This is a genomic window from Streptomyces sp. A5-4, assembly GCF_051131715.1.
Classification (GTDB): domain Bacteria; phylum Actinomycetota; class Actinomycetes; order Streptomycetales; family Streptomycetaceae; genus Streptomyces.
Map to the genome: position 1 here is coordinate 962,501 of NZ_CP178591.1, position 16,012 is coordinate 978,512.

Annotated in this window: 14 protein-coding genes and 1 pseudogene; 9 read left to right on the top strand and 6 right to left on the bottom strand. The window is 70.6% G+C overall.

The genetic code is table 11. The features are described from left to right. Positions 1-592 precede the first annotated feature (592 nt). Positions 593-1,042 carry a PTS sugar transporter subunit IIA gene (locus ACLLJJ_RS04400; RefSeq protein ID WP_434587937.1) on the top strand — a complete coding sequence of 150 codons (450 nt, stop codon included), beginning with the start codon at positions 593-595 and terminating at the stop codon, positions 1,040-1,042. 80 nt (positions 1,043-1,122) lie between these two features. Continuing rightward, the gene (gene ptsP, locus ACLLJJ_RS04405; protein WP_434587938.1) at positions 1,123-2,793 is read left to right on the top strand and encodes a phosphoenolpyruvate--protein phosphotransferase; all 1,671 of its coding nucleotides are present in this window, start codon (positions 1,123-1,125) and stop codon (positions 2,791-2,793) included. A gap of 57 nt (positions 2,794-2,850) precedes the next feature. Here the strand turns inward: ptsP and ACLLJJ_RS04410 are convergent, their stop codons facing one another. Together ACLLJJ_RS04410 and ACLLJJ_RS04415 are read right to left on the bottom strand one after the other, a co-directional pair. Continuing rightward, positions 2,851-3,750, bottom strand: a complete 900-nt coding sequence (locus tag ACLLJJ_RS04410; RefSeq protein WP_434587939.1) for a hypothetical protein — start codon at positions 3,748-3,750, stop codon at positions 2,851-2,853. A 71-nt stretch (positions 3,751-3,821) separates the two neighbouring features. Then, positions 3,822-5,798, bottom strand: coding sequence for an acetoacetate--CoA ligase (locus ACLLJJ_RS04415; protein ID WP_434587940.1), 1,977 nt, complete (start codon positions 5,796-5,798; stop codon positions 3,822-3,824). A gap of 215 nt (positions 5,799-6,013) precedes the next feature. Between ACLLJJ_RS04415 and ACLLJJ_RS04420 the strand changes: the two genes are divergently transcribed. Beyond that, on the top strand, positions 6,014-8,353 hold the full coding sequence (locus tag ACLLJJ_RS04420) for a glycoside hydrolase family 31 protein (RefSeq protein ID WP_434587941.1): 2,340 nt from the start codon (positions 6,014-6,016) through the stop codon (positions 8,351-8,353). 80 nt (positions 8,354-8,433) lie between these two features. On the opposite strand, the gene ACLLJJ_RS04425 is transcribed toward ACLLJJ_RS04420, so the two are convergent. Further along, the gene (locus ACLLJJ_RS04425; protein ID WP_434600299.1) at positions 8,434-9,030 is read right to left on the bottom strand and encodes an NUDIX domain-containing protein; all 597 of its coding nucleotides are present in this window, start codon (positions 9,028-9,030) and stop codon (positions 8,434-8,436) included. A gap of 138 nt (positions 9,031-9,168) precedes the next feature. On the opposite strand from ACLLJJ_RS04425, the gene ACLLJJ_RS04430 reads away from it, so the two are divergent. From ACLLJJ_RS04430 to ACLLJJ_RS04445, 4 genes are all read left to right on the top strand, one after another. Beyond that, positions 9,169-9,975 (top strand): M15 family metallopeptidase, encoded by an 807-nt coding sequence (locus ACLLJJ_RS04430; RefSeq protein WP_434587942.1) that lies wholly within the window; start codon positions 9,169-9,171, stop codon positions 9,973-9,975. A 239-nt stretch (positions 9,976-10,214) separates the two neighbouring features. Next, positions 10,215-10,562: an Mpo1-like protein gene (locus ACLLJJ_RS04435; RefSeq protein ID WP_434587943.1), complete on the top strand. Its 348-nt coding sequence runs from the start codon at positions 10,215-10,217 to the stop codon at positions 10,560-10,562. Positions 10,563-10,633: 71 nt separating this feature from the next. Further along, positions 10,634-11,086 (top strand): Zn-ribbon domain-containing OB-fold protein, encoded by a 453-nt coding sequence (locus ACLLJJ_RS04440; protein ID WP_434600300.1) that lies wholly within the window; start codon positions 10,634-10,636, stop codon positions 11,084-11,086. Next, positions 11,083-12,273, top strand: a complete 1,191-nt coding sequence (locus ACLLJJ_RS04445; RefSeq protein WP_434587944.1) for a lipid-transfer protein — start codon at positions 11,083-11,085, stop codon at positions 12,271-12,273. Before ACLLJJ_RS04440 ends, ACLLJJ_RS04445 begins: the two co-directional genes overlap by 4 nt. 259 nt (positions 12,274-12,532) lie before the next feature. On the opposite strand, the gene ACLLJJ_RS04450 is transcribed toward ACLLJJ_RS04445, so the two are convergent. Continuing rightward, a complete protein-coding gene (locus tag ACLLJJ_RS04450) occupies positions 12,533-12,703 on the bottom strand; it encodes a hypothetical protein (protein ID WP_434600685.1) in 171 nt (56 codons plus the stop codon). On the opposite strand from ACLLJJ_RS04450, the pseudogene ACLLJJ_RS04455 reads away from it, so the two are divergent. Next, positions 12,624-13,303: pseudogene (locus ACLLJJ_RS04455) on the top strand (MIP/aquaporin family protein). The gene ACLLJJ_RS04450 and the pseudogene ACLLJJ_RS04455 sit on opposite strands and share 80 nt — an antisense overlap. Positions 13,304-13,390: 87 nt before the next feature. Beyond that, the gene (gene glpK, locus ACLLJJ_RS04460; protein ID WP_434587945.1) at positions 13,391-14,920 is read left to right on the top strand and encodes a glycerol kinase GlpK; all 1,530 of its coding nucleotides are present in this window, start codon (positions 13,391-13,393) and stop codon (positions 14,918-14,920) included. Positions 14,921-15,019: 99 nt separating this feature from the next. Here glpK and ACLLJJ_RS04465 read toward each other — a convergent pair whose 3' ends face one another. Both ACLLJJ_RS04465 and ACLLJJ_RS04470 read right to left on the bottom strand, forming a co-directional pair. Then, on the bottom strand, positions 15,020-15,625 hold the full coding sequence (locus ACLLJJ_RS04465; protein ID WP_434587946.1) for a GTP-binding protein: 606 nt from the start codon (positions 15,623-15,625) through the stop codon (positions 15,020-15,022). After that, positions 15,606-16,004, bottom strand: coding sequence for a DUF742 domain-containing protein (locus ACLLJJ_RS04470; protein ID WP_283521652.1), 399 nt, complete (start codon positions 16,002-16,004; stop codon positions 15,606-15,608). Before ACLLJJ_RS04470 ends, ACLLJJ_RS04465 begins: the two co-directional genes overlap by 20 nt. Between the last annotated feature and the right edge of the window lie 8 nt (positions 16,005-16,012).

A 16,012-nucleotide genomic window follows, 5' to 3' on the forward strand; every position in this document is an offset into this window, starting at 1 on the left:
CCCGCCAGAGCGGGGATCGTCCAGGTCTTTTTCAAAGGAACCACCAACCCACCAGTAAAGGTGGGCCGGGGTATCAACATTTGGCGTTGACTTTTGGCACGCTGTTGAGTTCTCAAGGAACGGACGCTTCCTTTGGTCCCTTTTCACGGGGCCCTCCGGGCGCTTCCCTTCGGTATTTCGTGTTTCCGACTCTACCAGACGCTTTCGTGTCCAATTCCCCGCCGGCGGGGTGCTTTCCAGGTTCCCGCTTTCGCGTTTCCCTTTCCGGCGATTCCGACTCTACCAGTCCTTTTCCGCGCTCCTGACCAACCTTCTGCGAGCACGCAAAAGTTCGAATTCAGGATAGGGTCAGGTTTTGATAGACGCTGCCGACCCACGACTCACGATGGAGTGCGTGTTGGTGTCAGGCAGAAGTACGACAGTACATGCCACCAGCAGACGAGGCAAATCGTTTCTGGTGCGTCCCTAGGTCCGCCAAGTAGTACGTCTCGTGCGGAACCGGGACTTCTCATGACTTACGCTTCTGAACAGTACGCCGTCCAGGACAGGTAGTGACGGCGGCCCACGAATCTCCGCCCCTGGGAGGCTCCCCATGACCAGCGTTTCATCCCCTCTTGCTGGACGCGCCATCGGACTCGCCGCAGTCCCCGACCCCGTGTTCTCCGGAGCGATGGTCGGTCCCGGCACCGCCATCGACCCCGTGCGTGAGCCGTCGGCGGCGGTGGCCCCTATTGACGGAGTCATTGTCTCGCTGCACCCGCACGCCTTCGTCGTCGTCGACGACGAAGGTCACGGGGTGCTGACGCACCTCGGCATCGACACGGTGCAGCTCAACGGCGAGGGCTTCGAGTTGCTCGTCAATAAGGGGGACACCGTGACGCGCGGCCAGGAGGTCGTACGTTGGGACCCGGCAGCCGTGGAAGCGGCCGGCAAGTCGCCGGTGTGTCCCATTGTGGCGCTCGAGGCCACGGCCGACTCCCTCTCCGGCCTGGTCGAGGACGGCGACGTGAAGTCCGGCGAAGCTCTCTTCAGCTGGAAGTGACGCCCGCGCCGCAGTAACGGCCGTGGGTACGACATTCATCGCGGCGGCGGAGCCCGCCGCAATAACCGGAGACGGGTGAAATGGAGACAACGCTGCGAGGCGTCGGCGTGAGCCACGGTGTGGCCATCGGCGAGGTTCGGCACATGGGCACGGCGGTTCTCGAGCCGCCTGCCAAGCAGATTCCCGTCGAGGAGGCCGGGCGCGAACAGGGGCGTGCCCGCCAGGCGGTTGAGGCTGTGGCGGCCGATCTGATCGCACGCGGCAATCTGGCCGGCGGCGAGGCACAGCATGTGCTTGAGGCGCAGGCCATGATGGCCCAGGATCCCGAGCTGATGGCTGATGTGGACCGGCGGATCGCTGTCGGCAGCAGCGCCGAGCGTGGTGTCTACGACGCGTTCGCCACCTACCGGGAACTGCTCGCCGGTGCCGGCGAGTACATGGCCGGCCGAGTGGCAGACCTCGACGACGTGCGGAACCGTATCGTCGCGCGCCTGCTCGGCGTGCCGATGCCCGGTGTGCCGGACAGCGACGAGCCATACGTGCTGATCGCCCGGGACCTCGCTCCCGCCGACACCGCGCTGCTCGACCCCGCTCTGGTGCTGGGCTTTGTGACCGAAGAAGGCGGGCCGACCAGCCACAGCGCGATTCTCGCGCGTGCGCTGGGCGTACCTGCCGTGGTGGCCATGCCTGGTGCCGGTGAGCTGGCCGAGGGAACGGTCGTCGCGGTGGACGGCAGCACGGGTGAGATCTTCGTCGAGCCGAGCGCCGAGAAGCGTGCGGAACTCGAAGCCGCTGCCGCGGAACGCCGGGCGGCGCTTGCCGCCTCGACCGGTCCCGGTGCGACGTCCGACGGACACAAGGTGCCGCTGCTCGCCAACATCGGCGGTCCCGCCGACGTGCCGGCTGCGGTCGAGGCCGGCGCCGAGGGCATCGGCCTGTTCCGTACGGAGTTCCTCTTCCTCGACAACAGCTCGCAGGCGCCGACGGAGGAGAAGCAGGTCGAGGCCTACCGTCAGGTACTTGAGGCCTTCCCCGAGGGCCGTGTCGTAGTGCGGGTCCTGGATGCCGGTGCGGACAAGCCGCTCGACTTCCTGACGCCGGCCGAGGAGCCTAACCCGGCGCTGGGTGTGCGTGGGCTCCGGTCCCTGCTCGAGCACCCCGATGTGCTGCGCACCCAGTTGACCGCACTGGCCAAGGCCGTCGAGGGGCTGCCGGTGTACCTCGACGTCATGGCGCCGATGGTCGCGGACCGTACGGACGCCAAGGCATTTGCGGACGCGTGCCGCGAGGCAGGGTTGCAGGCGAAGTTCGGCGCGATGGTGGAGATTCCGTCCGCCGCGCTCCGGGCCCGCTCGATTCTGCAGGAAGTCGAGTTCCTTTCGCTGGGGACCAACGACCTGGCGCAGTACACCTTCGCGGCCGACCGCCAGGTCGGTGCGGTGGCCCGGTTTCAGGACCCGTGGCAGCCCGCGCTGCTCGACCTGGTCGCGATGTCCGCCGACGCCGCCGGGGCCGAGGGCAAGAGCTGTGGTGTGTGTGGCGAGGCCGCGGCCGACCCGCTGCTCGCCTGTGTGCTGGCGGGGCTGGGCGTGACCTCCCTCTCGATGGGGGCGAAGGCCATTCCTTATGTCCGTGCGGCGCTGGCGAAATACACCCTCGCGCAGTGTGAGCGCGCAGCCGCGGCAGCGCGCGCCACCGACACCGCCGACGAGGCCCGTGCGGCCGCGCAGGCGGTGCTGTCCGGGGAGTGACCGACCAGGATCCGGGTCGAGGGGCTGTCCGCCGAGCGCGGACAGCCCCTCGGTCGTTCAGTGGCGGGGCTCCGGATCTTCGACGACGAAACCCGGGCAGTACTCGACGCCCGGCTCCGGTGACACGGGGTCGCCGGTTTCCGCGTCCGTGCAGTAGGCGCTGAACACCTCGCCGGCACTGAGCGCGACGAGGCTGCCGCGGTTCAGTCGCCAACCGCGAAGCCGGTCCGGCTCGCCGGGCCCGGTGGTCCTGAGCACCACTCCCCCGGCGCTCTCCATGGCCAGGCCCGCCGCGAGGACCGTCACGAACTCCGCGCTTTCGGATCCGGACGGACGGACCGGCTCCTCGCCCGCGCGCTCCACGTGCAGGACGGCCAGCAACTGGGCCTCCTCGGCCGGGACACTGCAGACCAGGTGGTGAGTGCCGGCGCCGGCCGCTTCGAGCAGCCGCAGCACGAGTCGCGAGGCACGGTCGAAGGATTCCCGGCCGATGTCCTTCCCGCACTCGGCGCAGGTTCCCAGGTCGGCCAGCAGGAGCGTCGCGTAGTCCCAAGTGGCCTGGCGGACCGCTTCGTTGATCAGCAGAGGAACCAGCCGGTCGATGGGCTGCCCGCTGTACGGAACGGACGCGCCGCCGATCGCGAGCTCCGCGATGAAACGGGTCCTGCTCAGCGGTGTGTCCGGGTCGAGTCCGGAGGTCTCGCAGAACTCCAGGAACTCCTCCGGATCGAAGAGGGTGACGGTGGTGTGCACCCCCTGGGCCGCGAGGGACCGCAGCAGGTCTTCGACCTGCTGGAGGTACACCGAGTGGTCGTCGAAGACGAAACTGCGGTACCTCGTCATCGCCGCGAAGTCCTGCTCCTCGGCCAACAGGCCTACTGTGCTCGGCACTTCGCGGCGGAGCATCCGTCGCATGCTCTTGCTCGTGGTGCGCTTGATGTGCTTGGTATGCGCCATGACTCCCCCTGCGCGCAGTTGATGATTGCTCACTCACCGTAACCGCAGGCACTGACAGTCATGGCCGGGAGTCAGCGGCGGGTGCGGGCGAGGTCCTCGTAGAAGTGCAGCAGGCCGACGTTGTCCACCGACCCCGGGTTGACGGCCTTGTCCAGGGCCGCGCCCTGGAGGAGGCGCTTGACGGGGACCTCGATGCGCTTGCCCGTGAGGGTGTGAGGGATGCCGGGGACCTCGATCACCTCGTCGGGAACATGGCGCGGGGAGAGCTGGGTGCGGATGGCCTGCTTGATACGGGTGCGCAGGTCGTCGTCGAGCGTCGCGCCGTCGGCAAGGTGGATGAACAGGGGCATCCAGTAGCCGCCGTCGGGCTCTTCCACTCCGATGACCAGGGATTCACGGATCTCGGGGAGGCGCTCGACCACCTCGTAGATGTCGGCCGAACCCATGCGCACGCCCTGGCGGTTGAGCGTCGAGTCGGAGCGGCCGTGGATGATCACCGAGCCGTGGTCGGTGAGGGTGATCCAGTCGCCGTGGCGCCAGACGCCGGGGTAGGTGTCGAAGTAGCTGTCGTGGTAGCGGGCGCCGTCGGGGTCGTTCCAGAAGCGGATCGGCATGGACGGCATGGGGTTGGTGACCACCAGCTCGCCCACCTCGCCCGTGAGCGGCTTGCCCTGGGCGTCCCAGGCCTGCAGGTCGGTGCCGAGGCAGGGGGCCTGAAGCTCTCCGATGTGGACGGGGAGGGTGGGGACGGCGCCGGCGAAGCAACTGCAGACGTCGGTTCCGCCGCTGACGGAGGCGATCCACAGGTCGGACGCGACCTCGTCGTGGAGCCAGCGGAAGCCGTCGGGCGGGAGCGGGGACCCCGTGGTGGCGACGCATTTGACGGCGGAGAGGTCGAAGTCGCGGGCGGGATGGACCTCCGCCTTGGCGCAGGCCATGACGTAGGCGGCCGAGGTGCCGAAGAGCGTGGCCCCGGTGCGTTCGGCGATCCGCCACTGCGCGCCGGTGTCCGGGTGGCCGGGGCTGCCGTCGTACAGGACAACCGTGGTGCCGGTGAGCAGACCGGAGATGAGGAAGTTCCACATCATCCAGCCGGTGGAGGTGTACCAGAAGAAGCGGTCCTGGGGGCCCAGGTCGCAGTGCAGGCCGATCTGCTTGAAGTGCTCCAGGAGGATGCCGCCCTGGGACTGGACGATGGCCTTGGGCAGGCCGGTGGTGCCTGAGGAGTACAGGACCCACAGCGGGTGCTCGAAGGGGACCTGCTCGAAGACCGGCTCGGTGTCCGCGGAGGTGACCGCGGACCACTCGACGGCGCCTTCGGGGGCCGGGGTGCCGAGGAGCGGGATGTGGACCACCGCGCGCAGGGTGGGCAGTTCGCGGCGCAGCTCGGCGACGGCCTCGCTGCGGTTGTGCTCCTTGCCGCCGTAGCGGTAGCCGTCCACGGTGAACAGGACGACGGGCTCGACCTGCTGGAAGCGGTCGAGGACGCTGCGCGCACCGAAGTCGGGGGCGCAGGAGGTCCAGACGCCACCGACGGCAGCGGTGGCGAGCAGGGCGACGGTCGCCTGGGGGATGTTGGGCAGGTAGCCGCTGACCCGGTCTCCGGGGCGTACGCCGAGGGCGCGCAGTTCGGCGGCGAGCGACCCCACCTGGCGGCGCAGTTCGGACCAGCTGACCGGGGTGGGCTCGTGGGTCTCGTCGACGTACAGGAGGGCCGGGTCGTCCGCGCGGGCCGGGTCCTCCGCGGTGCGCAGCGCGTGCTCGGCGTAGTTGAGGGTGGCGCCGGGGAACCACTGGGCGCCGGGCATGGACCGGTCGGCGAGAACCGTCTCGTACGGGGTCGAGAACCGGACGTCGAACCAGTCGGCCACGGCCTTCCAGAACGTGTCGAGCTCGTCGACCGACCAGCGGTGCAGCGCCGGGTAGCCGCCCTCCGCGGGCGCGCCGTACCGCTCGGCCGCCCAGGCCTGGAAGCGGGTGACCGCGGCGGCTGCGATGCGGTCTGCGTCCGGCTGCCAGAGGGGCGCGGCGTTGGGTGCTGAGGTCATGGGGCGGCTCCCGGGCTGTACGCGTGGTGTGCGTTGTGGCGCGCACGTGCGGAGGGTGTGCGCACGCGGCGGCTGACACGGACGATGCCATGTGATCGTCTTTGGCACCAGGGCGGGCCGCACACAGCCGGGCACCTGGTCGTTTGGGCATACCACGGGTGAACGGCTGCTGAACGCCTCCCGCGTACGGTCCGCCGGGTGGCAGGGTGAGCCGTATGGACGGTCGTGACCTGGTGCGCTCGGTGAGACTGGTCGGCATGGTGCGGGGGCTGCGCGCGGCGCGCTCGGCCTGGCGGCGGCATCGTACGGATGCCTGGGGGCTGGCCCCCAGGGGCGCGGAGCGTGCCCGGGTGCCGGGTCCGGTGACCGGGGCGGAGCCTCAGCCGGGCGGTGGGGTCGTGCGGTTCGCCCGTTCGGAGCTGCGGGTGATGGTGGCTGTGGGCGGCGCGGTCTTCTGGGGCTGGGACGGCGCGGACCCCGAGCCCTCGTACGCGCTCGCGGGCGCCTGCCCCGAGCCCGACCCGAGGGCCGGGCTTGAGCCCGACAAGGACGGCGGCTGGCGGGTGGTGTCGCAGCGGCTCACTGTCGCCGTGTCACGGCACGGCTCTGTCGAGGTGCGTACACCGGGTGGGGTGGTGCTCCGTCGGGAGTTGCCGCCGCGTTGGTGGGAGCCGGTCGCCGGGGGGCCCGCGCGCTGGGTGCAGCGCAGTGAGGTGCCGGCCGACGCGCGTTTTTTCGGCCTCGGCGGCCGGGCTTCCGGGCCCCGGCTGCGTGACGGTACGTATCGGCTGTGGAACAGCGACCCCGGGGGCAGCTTCGCGCCGGGTGACGATCCGCTCTACATCACGATGCCGGTGCAGGTGATCGTTTCCGACGCGGGCACGCATCTGGCTTTCCACGACAACACGTGGGAGGGCCGGGTGACCCTGCGGGAGGGCGAGGAGGGAGCGGGCTCGGGGCACGACCGGCCGGGCACCAGTGAAATACGCATGGAGGGCGGCCCGCTGCGCTGCTGGGTCGTGGCGGGCGCGCCCGCGCGCGTGCTGCACGGCTGGGCGGCGCTCACGGGGGCGCCCGCGCTCCCCCCGTCGTGGGCGCTCGGTCCCCAGCACGCGCGTTGGGGTTTCGGCAGCGAGCGGGAGGTGCGGCGGATCGTCGGGGGCTATCAGGAGCGGGGGTTGCCGCTGTCCGTGCTGCATCTCGACATCGACCACCACGACCGGCATCGGGTCTTCACGGTCGACCGCGAGCGGTTCCCCGGTCTCCCCGGGCTCGCGGCCGACCTTCGGGAGTCGGGAGTGCGGCTGGTGTCGATCGTCGATCCCGCTGTCAGGGCGGAGCGTGGCAGCGCGTTGTACGACAGCGGGTCGGCCGCCGGGCTCTTCGTGCGGGACGCGCGGGGCGACGAGGTGCGCGGTGAGGTCTGGCCCGGCGCGTGCGTCTATCCCGATTTCACCGCTCCACGCGCGCGTGACTGGTGGGGATCGCTGTACGAGGAGCGACTCGCGCAGGGGTTCTCCGGGGTGTGGCACGACATGAACGAGCCGGTTTCCTTCTCCGCCTTCGGTGATCCGACGCTGCCGCGTTCCGCGCGGCACGATCTGGAGGGGCGGGGCGGTGATCACCGGGAGGCCCACAATGTCTACGGTCTGGCGATGGCGCGCGCCGGTTACGAGGGGTTGCGCCGATTGCGTCCCGACGAGCGGCCGTTCCTTTTCTCGCGTTCCGGGTGGGCCGGAATGCAGAGGTACGGCGGGACCTGGTCCGGTGACGTGTCGACCGGCTGGCCGGGGCTGCGCGCCTCGCTCTCCCTGGTGCTCGGCATGGGGCTGTGCGGAGTGCCGTACTCCGGTCCCGATGTGGGTGGCTTCAACGGCAGCCCTTCACCCGAGCTGTATCTGCGCTGGTTCCAGCTGGGCGCGCACCTGCCGCTGTTCCGTACGCACGCGGCGCTCACCGCGGGCCGCCGGGAGCCCTGGGAGTTCGGTCCGCGGGTGCTTGAGCACGCGAGGGCCGCGCTCGTGGAGCGGGAGCGGCTGCGGCCCTACTTCGTGACGCTGTCCCATCTGGCCCGTCTCACCGGCGCGCCCTATGCGCGGCCCGTGTGGTGGGGCGCCCCGGAGGACCGGGCGCTGCGGGACTGCGAGGACGCCTTCCTGCTCGGGGACTGTCTGCTGGTGGCGCCCGTGCTGGAGCAAGGGACGGACCGGAGGGCGGTGCGGCTGCCGCGCGGGCGGTGGTACGACACGGCTACCGGTGAGGCGTACGAGGGCCCGGGGCAGGTGCTGATCGACGCGCCGCTCTCCCGTATCCCGGTACTGGCGCGGGCCGGTGCGGTGATTCCTGTGCGGGGTGAGGACGGCGGGCTCGCGCTCGACGTGTGGGCGCCCGCGGCGGGGTGTACGGGCGGTGGGCTGGTCGTCAGGGATGCGGGGGACGGCTGGGAACCGGCGGAGGTGGAGCGGTTCACGACTCGGGTGCACGGCGGGCGAGTCGTGGTGGAGCGGGAGGGGGGCGGGGAGGTGGGGCTGCCGGTTCGGGTGCGGGGGGTGTGAGGCGTGGGGAGCCTTCCCCTGCCCGCGCCCTTTCCCGTACCCGGGGGCGCGCCCCCGGGGTCCCGGTGTCCTCAAACGCCCTACGGGCCGGAAGTGCCGGAAGCGCCGGAGGGGTTGGATGTGGTGGGCAGGTTGAGGGGGCCGGGCGCGTGGTCGCCTGCGAACCAGGCCTGCGCTGCTTCCGTGTGGAGCGGGAAGGCCAGTTCGGCCGGTTCTCGCAGGAGGTGCCAACCACTCGTCTCGTCCGTGGGGACGGACAGCGGCAGCTCCGCGAGCGCGCGTTCGGGGAGCAGGCCGAAGAGCAGCAGGTGGCCGGCCGGGGAGCTTCGTGCGTCGGCGAGGCGCACCTGGCTCTCGTCGGCGTAGATGCACGTCTCCTCCCGCAGTTCGCGTACGACGGCGTGCCGCCAGTCCTCGCCGTGGTCGATGAAGCCGCCGGGCAGCGCGATTCCGCCGATCCGGGGCTCGATGGTGCGGGTGATCACGACGAGTCCGGTGCCCTGCGCGTCACGTACCGGCAGCAGGGCGACGGCGACGGGCAACGGGTTGCGGTATGCCGCGGTGCCGCAGGCGGGGCAGGAGCGCGGCCAGCCGACACCCGGCGGGTAGGGCGCCCCGCAGCTGGCACAGTGGGAGTCCCGAACGGGGACGGACACGGCCGGGGGTCGGGCGGAGATTCCCGCTGGAACCTGGTCGGGCGACTCCGCAGGGGCCCCGGTGGCGGCCTGGGCGGGCTTGTTCGTGGGTCCGGACACGCGCGGACTGTATCCGATCGCCCTTCCCCGGCGGGCCGTTGACCTGATAGACGAAGGTCCATGACAGGACTTGCCTCCGCACTCCGCGCCCTGGCCACCGCGGCCGTCGCCCTGCTCACCGTCACCGCCGTCTCCCCCACGGCGCAGGCGAAGCCCGAACCGAAGGCTCCCAGGGAGTTCGTGGCCCTGCGGTCCGTGGCGCCGACGATCATCCAGGAGATGCGCTACGCCACCGGGCACAACTTCATGGGCGAGCCGGTCGACGGCTACCGCCGGCCCGTCTGCATTCTGACCGGGCCCGCCGCGAAGGCCCTCCAGCAGACCCAGCTGAAACTGCTGCGTCGCGGCTACTCGCTGAAGGTCTACGACTGCTACCGGCCGCAACGGGCCGTCGACCACTTCGTACGGTGGGCGAAGGACCTCGAAGACGAGGCGATGAAGAAGGAGTTCTATCCCCGGGTCGACAAGTCGCGGCTGTTCGCGGACGGCTACATCGCGGAGAAGTCCGGGCACAGCCGGGGCAGCACGGTGGATCTGACGATCGTGAGGCTGCCGGCCGAGCCCACGCGTCCGTACCTGCCGGGTGAGCCCCTCACGTCCTGCTACGCGCCGAAGGCCGAGCGTTTCCCGGACAACTCCGTGGACATGGGCACGGGCTACGACTGCTTCGACACCCTGTCGCACACCGACGATCCGCGGATCGGGGGCGAGCAGCGCGCCAACCGGCAGCTGCTCAAGGGCTCCCTGGCGGACGCGGGTTTCGTGAATCTGGCTGAGGAGTGGTGGCACTACACCTTCAAGCCCGAGCTGTTCCCCGACACGTTCTTCGACTTCCCGGTGTCGCGCCGTTCGGTCGCCGGTCACTAACGAATTCGGGGGCGACGGAGGGTGGATCAGCGAGCGGCGCCATGCGGCTTCGCATCCAAGGCGGAGTCGCGGGGCGGCGGGAGCCCACGCGCCATTGCCCCGAGGCCGTAAGGACTGTTCCGTAAGAGGCGCGGGTGACGGACAGCCGGGGCCACCCCCGTGGGCCCCGGCCGTCCGCTCCCCCCTTCGGACGCCGATCGCCTGTATCCGGTTCTCCGTCGGGCCATTACGGTGCCGGTATGGAGCAGCAGACTTTTGATTCGTACGAGGAATTCTGGCCCTACTACGTCGCGATGCATTCCAGGGCGGCGACCCGCTGGGTCCATCTCGTCGGCACGCTCACCGGTCTCTGCGTCAGCGTGTACGGCCTGGCGCGCGGCCGGAAGCGGTATGCCGCCGCGCTGCCGCTGATCGGTTACGGCGCCGCCTGGCCCGCGCATTTCCTGATCGAGAAGAACAACCCCGCCAGCTTCGGACATCCCGCCTGGTCATTGCGCGGCGATGTACAGATGATCCGGACGATGCTCGCGGGCCGCGACAGTGAGCTGGCGGAGACCGCCGCCAAGTGGCTCGCGGAGAACCGCTGACCCGTGGCACACTTCTGACGTACCGTCAGTTCCTGTGCAGGGGAGGGCTCTTGACGCACACACGCACACCCGTGGTGGCCGGCTGGTTCACCGTGGAGACGGACCGGGAGGACTTCCGGCTGCTGGGCACCCGCTGCTCGGCGTGCGCCTCGGTCTTCTTCCCACGCCAGGACGCCTTGTGCCGCAATCCGGCCTGCGTCGGCGGTGAGCTGGCCGAGGTGCCGCTGTCCAAGCGGGGCCGCGTGTGGTCGTACACCGACAGCCGCTACCGCCCGCCCGCGCCCTACGTCAGCGACCCGGCCGTGGACTGGACGGCGTACACGCTGGTCGCCGTCGAGCTCGCGGCCGAGGGCATGGTGGTCCTCGGGCAGGCCGCACCCGGCCTGACGACCGCGGATCTGGCGGTGGGCATGGAGGTCGAAGTCGTTCCCGGGGTGCTCAACGAGGACGAGGCGGCGGGGACCACCTGGACGACCTGGCACTGGCGGCCCGTCGCAGTGGACACGGACGGGGCGCGGTCATGACCGGCGACGTGGCGGTGCTCGGCGCGGGCATGCACCCATGGGGCAAGTGGGGGCGCAGTTTCATCGAGTACGGCACGGTGGCGGCGCGTGCCGCGCTCGCCGACGCCGGGGTGCCCTGGCAGGACGTGCAGTCCGTCGTCGGCGCGGAGACGGTGCGCGGTGGCTACCCCGGCTATGTGGCGGGCGCGACGTTCGCGCAGGCGCTCGGCTGGCAGGGGGCGCGCGTGACGAGTGTGTACGCCGCCTGCGCGTCCGGCGCGCAGGCCGTCAACACCGCCCGCGCCCAGATCCTGTCCGGCATGGCCGACGTGGCGCTGGTGGTGGGTGCGGACGCGGCGCCCAAAGGATTCTTCGCGCCGGCGGGCGGTGAGCGCCCCGAGGACCCCGACTGGCTGCGCTTCAGGGTCCTCGGGGCGACGAACCCCGCGTACTTCGGGCTCTACGCCCGCCGCCGCATGCACCTGTACGGCGATACGCCGCAGGACTTCGCCCAGGTCAAGGTGAAGAACGCGGTGGCCGGCGCGCTCAACCCCAACGCCCGTTACCGCAAGCCCGTCACCGCCGAGGACGTCGCGGCGTCCGCGGTGGTCGCCGATCCGCTGCGGCTACTCGACATCTGCGCCACCTCCGACGGCGCCGCCGCACTCGTGCTGTGCAGCATGGAGTTCGCGCGCCGCCGGGGGGTGAGCGACCCGGTCCGTATCCGCGCCGTCTCGACCATCACGCCCACCTACCCCAAGGCCGTGCTCGACCTGCCCGACATCGCCACCGATTCGTCCGCCGCGGTTGCCCCCTCCCCCGATTCCTTCCGGGCCTCGATCGCGCGGGCGGCGTACGAGGAGGCGGGCATCGGGCCCGACGACCTCTCCCTCGCCGAGGTCTACGACCTTTCCACCGCTCTGGAGCTGGAGTGGTACGAGGACATCGGGCTGTGCGGGACGGGAGAGGGCGCGAAGCTGCTGCGGGAGGGCGCGACGGCGCTCGGCGGCCGGATCCCGGTCAATACGAGCGGCGGACTGGCTTCCTTCGGCGAGGCGGTGCCCGCCCAGGCCATCGCGCAGGTCTGCGAGCTGACCTGGCAGCTGCGCGGCACGGCGGGCGAGCGGCAGGTGCCGGGGGCGCGCACCGGACTCACCGCGAACCAGGGGCTGTTCGGGCACGGCTCCGCGGTGATCGCCGTGCGCTGAGGCCGCCTCGGCGGGGCGCTGCCTCCCCGGCCAGCGGTTGCTGTCGACGACCTTGACGGTCCGTCACCGCCGGTGAACACTTCCGGTGTCAGTCGGCGTCGCCGCACGACGGCTCCCGGACACGCGGGGCGCAGCCCTGCCTCCGGGGCACCTCCCCCACGGGCGATCCCACCGGCTCGGCAGGCACGTCACGGGGCCGGGCGGGGTACGGGACTCCCCCGCTTTCGACTCCGCGGCCATGGAAAACGCACCCTGCACTTCAGGACCGGGCTCCGACCCCGGGCGAGGGCCTAGGAGCCGCCATGAGCAACGGGGACGTCTTCGTCGGTGAGATCATCGGCACCGCCATATTGATCCTCTTCGGCGCCGGAGTGTGCGCCGCCGTCACGCTGAACCACTCCAAGGCGAAGGCCGCGGGGTGGGTCGTCATCTCCTTCGGCTGGGGCTTCGGCGTGCTCGCCGGGGGCGTACACGGCGGCGCCGCTGTCCGGGGGCCATCCCAATCCGGCGGTGACGCTCGGAATCGCCATCGACACCGGCGTCTGGGGCCAGGTCTGGGTGTACGTCCTCGGGCAGCTGGCCGGCGCGGTACTCGGGGCCGTACTCGCCTGGCTCGTCTACTAAGCCCAGTTCGCCGCCAACCAGGACCAGGAGACGGCGCTGCCGACGCTGGGCATCTTCTCCACCATCCCGGAGATCCGCAGCCCGGTCGCCAACCTCGTCACCGAGATCATCGCGACCACGGGGCTGGTGCTGCCGGTCCTGGCGTTCGGCCTGACCAAGGGACTCGGCGAGTCCGGCACCCAGGTGCTGATCGTGTCCCTCCTGGTGGTCGGCATCGGCCTGTCGCTCGGCGGGCCCTCCGGTGTATGCCATCAATCCGGCCCGCGACCTGGGACCACGCCTCGTCCACGCCGTACTGCCCGTCCCCGACAAGGGCACCTCCGACTGGAGTTACGCCTGGGTGCCGGTGGCGGGCCCGCTCATCGGCGGGGCCCTCGCGGGCGTCGTCTACAACCTGGCCTTCTGAAATCCCCGGAGCGCCCGAACGGGCTCCGATCGCGCAGCAGGACCACTGGGCCCTCAAGCCTCAGATCCTTCCGACCGAGGGGACGACATGACGGAAAACACTGGGCAGACCGAGAAGTACGTCGCCGCCATCGACCAGGGCACCACCTCCAGCCGCTGCATCATCTTCAACCACTCCGGTGCGATCGTCTCCGTGGACCAGCGCGAACACCGCCAGATCTTCCCCAAACCGGGGTGGGTGGAGCACGACGCGACCGAGATCTGGTCCAAGGTGCAGGCCGTCGTCGCGGGCGCGATCGCCAAGGCGGGACTGCGCCCCGAGCAGCTCAGCGCGCTGGGCATCACCAACCAGCGTGAGACGACGGTGCTGTGGGACCGGGCCACCGGAAAGCCGGTGCACAACGCGATCGTCTGGCAGGACACCCGCACGGCGGCGCTCTGCAAGGAGCTGGGTGGCACGGACGGCCAGGACCGCTTCAGGGAGACCACCGGTCTGCCGCTCGCGAGCTACTTCTCCGGCCCCAAGGTGACCTGGCTGCTGGACAACGTCCCGGGGCTGCGCGGTCGCGCGGAGCGCGGCGAGATCGCTTTCGGGACCATTGACTCCTGGCTGATCTGGAATCTCACTGGGGGCACGGACGGCGGCGTACACGTCACGGATGTGACCAATGCCGGGCGCACCATGCTGATGGACCTCGCGACGCTCCAGTGGGACCGCTCGATCCTGTCGGCGATGAATGTGCCCGAGGCCGTACTGCCGGAGATCAAGTCGTCGTCCGAGGTGTACGGGACGGCCGTCGGGCAGCTGGCGGGGGTGCCGGTGGCCTCGGCGCTCGGCGACCAGCAGGCCGCCGTCTTCGGGCAGGCCTGTTATGACGTCGGCACGGCCAAGAACACCTATGGAACAGGCAGCTTCCTGCTCCTCAACACCGGCGACCGGCCGGTCGCCTCGAAGAACGGCCTGCTCACCACGGTGGGCTACAAGATCGGCGGCGAGCCGCCGGTCTACTGCCTGGAGGGGTCGATCGCGATCACCGGCGCCCTGGTCCAGTGGTTCAGGGACCAGCTGGGAATCATCCGTACGTCGGACGAGATCGAGACGCTCGCCGCGAGCGTCGACGACAACGGCGGCGCCTACATCGTGCCGGCCTTCGCCGGGCTCTATGCCCCCTACTGGCGCTCCGACGCCCGTGGCGTCATCACCGGGCTGACGGGGTACGTGACCAAGGCGCACCTGGCGCGGGCGGTCCTGGAGGCCACCAGCTGGCAGACCAAGGAGGTCGTCGACGCGATGTACCAGGACTCGGGCGTCGCCATCACCACGCTGAAGGTGGACGGCGGCATGACCGGCAACAATCTGCTGATGCAGCACCAGGCGGACGTCCTGGGCGTGCCCGTCATCCGGCCGAAGATCTCCGAGACGACCTGCCTGGGCGCGGCGTACGCGGCGGGACTCGCGACCGGGGTCTGGTCGGACCTGGACGAGCTGAAGGCGCACTGGCAGCGCGATGTCGAGTGGACGCCGCGGATGGAGGCGCAGGAGCGCGACCGTGGGCTCCACAACTGGCGCAAGGCCGTGGAGCGGAGCTTCGGCTGGCAGGAGGACGGGCAGGGGTAGTCCGACGGCCGCGCGGGCGCGCCCGCGCGGCCCCGAAGAGCGCGGCCCGTACCCCTGTCGGCGGGGGTACGGGCCGCTCCTGCACCTGGGCGCCCGGCGTCAGGTGGACGCGGTCTGCCGCCGGTCGGCGGAGCGGGCCAGCGCATGCTCGACGACGGCGATGAGTACGGTCTTGACCGTTTCGCGGTCCCGTGCGTCGCACAGCAGCAGTGGCACGTTCTGATCGAGATCGAGCGCCGCGCGCACCGTCTCCGGGGGGTAACGGTTGGCGCCCTCGAAGCAGTTGACGGCGACCGCGAAGGGAATGCCGCGTCGCTCGAAGTAGTCGATGGCCGCGAAACAGTCCTCCAGGCGCCGGGTGTCGGCGAGCACGACGGCGCCGAGCGCGCCTTGCGCCAGCTCGTCCCAGAGGAACCAGAAGCGGTCCTGGCCGGGGGTGCCGAAGAGGTAGAGCACCAGGTCCTCGCGGAGCGTGATGCGCCCGAAGTCCATGGCCACCGTGGTGGTGGTCTTGCCCTCGACCCCTTCGACGTCGTCGACAGGACGGCCCGCCTCGGTGAGCGTCTCCTCGGTGCGCAGCGGTCTGATCTCGCTGACCGCGCCCACCAGGGTGGTCTTGCCCACCCCGAATCCGCCTGCCACCAGGATCTTGAGCGTCACCGGGTCCACCGGTCGCTTCTTGCGGCTAGAGCGCCCGAAGACCATTGATTACCTCGCGAAGGATGCTCTCGTCCGGCAGCTCCGCCGGCGGTACGGGTCGGGTCACATGCACCAGTTCGTCCTCGACGAGGTCACCGACGAGCACCCGGACCACCCCGACAGGGAGGTCGAGGCCCGCGGCGAGCTCGGCGATGGACTGCGGTGTCTCACTGCACAGTTCGACGATCTCGACATGCTCGGGGGCGAGCGTCTGGTCGCGTCCCGGGTCGTCGGCGGCGGGCTCGGGAACGACCAGCGCGATCAGGTCGAGCCGGTGCCGGGTCGCACTGCTGGTCCGGCCACGTGTCATCGCGTACGGGCGTACGACGGGACCCGCGTCGTCGTCGAACCAGTGCGGCGATCCCTGTTGGCCTGATTCGCTCATGCCAATCC

Excerpts from the sequence above, each read along its gene's own strand:
- ACLLJJ_RS04400 (WP_434587937.1), top strand. The coding sequence starts at position 593 with ATGACCAGCGTTTCATCCCCTCTTGCTGGACGCGCCATCGGACTCGCC.
- ptsP (WP_434587938.1), top strand. The coding sequence starts at position 1,123 with ATGGAGACAACGCTGCGAGGCGTCGGCGTGAGCCACGGTGTGGCCATC.
- ACLLJJ_RS04410 (WP_434587939.1), bottom strand. The coding sequence starts at position 3,750 with ATGGCGCATACCAAGCACATCAAGCGCACCACGAGCAAGAGCATGCGA.
- ACLLJJ_RS04415 (WP_434587940.1), bottom strand. The coding sequence starts at position 5,798 with ATGACCTCAGCACCCAACGCCGCGCCCCTCTGGCAGCCGGACGCAGAC.
- ACLLJJ_RS04420 (WP_434587941.1), top strand. The coding sequence starts at position 6,014 with ATGGACGGTCGTGACCTGGTGCGCTCGGTGAGACTGGTCGGCATGGTG.
- ACLLJJ_RS04430 (WP_434587942.1), top strand. The coding sequence starts at position 9,169 with ATGACAGGACTTGCCTCCGCACTCCGCGCCCTGGCCACCGCGGCCGTC.
- ACLLJJ_RS04435 (WP_434587943.1), top strand. The coding sequence starts at position 10,215 with ATGGAGCAGCAGACTTTTGATTCGTACGAGGAATTCTGGCCCTACTAC.
- ACLLJJ_RS04445 (WP_434587944.1), top strand. The coding sequence starts at position 11,083 with ATGACCGGCGACGTGGCGGTGCTCGGCGCGGGCATGCACCCATGGGGC.
- ACLLJJ_RS04450 (WP_434600685.1), bottom strand. The coding sequence starts at position 12,703 with ATGACGACCCACCCCGCGGCCTTCGCCTTGGAGTGGTTCAGCGTGACG.
- glpK (WP_434587945.1), top strand. The coding sequence starts at position 13,391 with ATGACGGAAAACACTGGGCAGACCGAGAAGTACGTCGCCGCCATCGAC.
- ACLLJJ_RS04465 (WP_434587946.1), bottom strand. The coding sequence starts at position 15,625 with ATGGTCTTCGGGCGCTCTAGCCGCAAGAAGCGACCGGTGGACCCGGTG.
- ACLLJJ_RS04470 (WP_283521652.1), bottom strand. The coding sequence starts at position 16,004 with ATGAGCGAATCAGGCCAACAGGGATCGCCGCACTGGTTCGACGACGAC.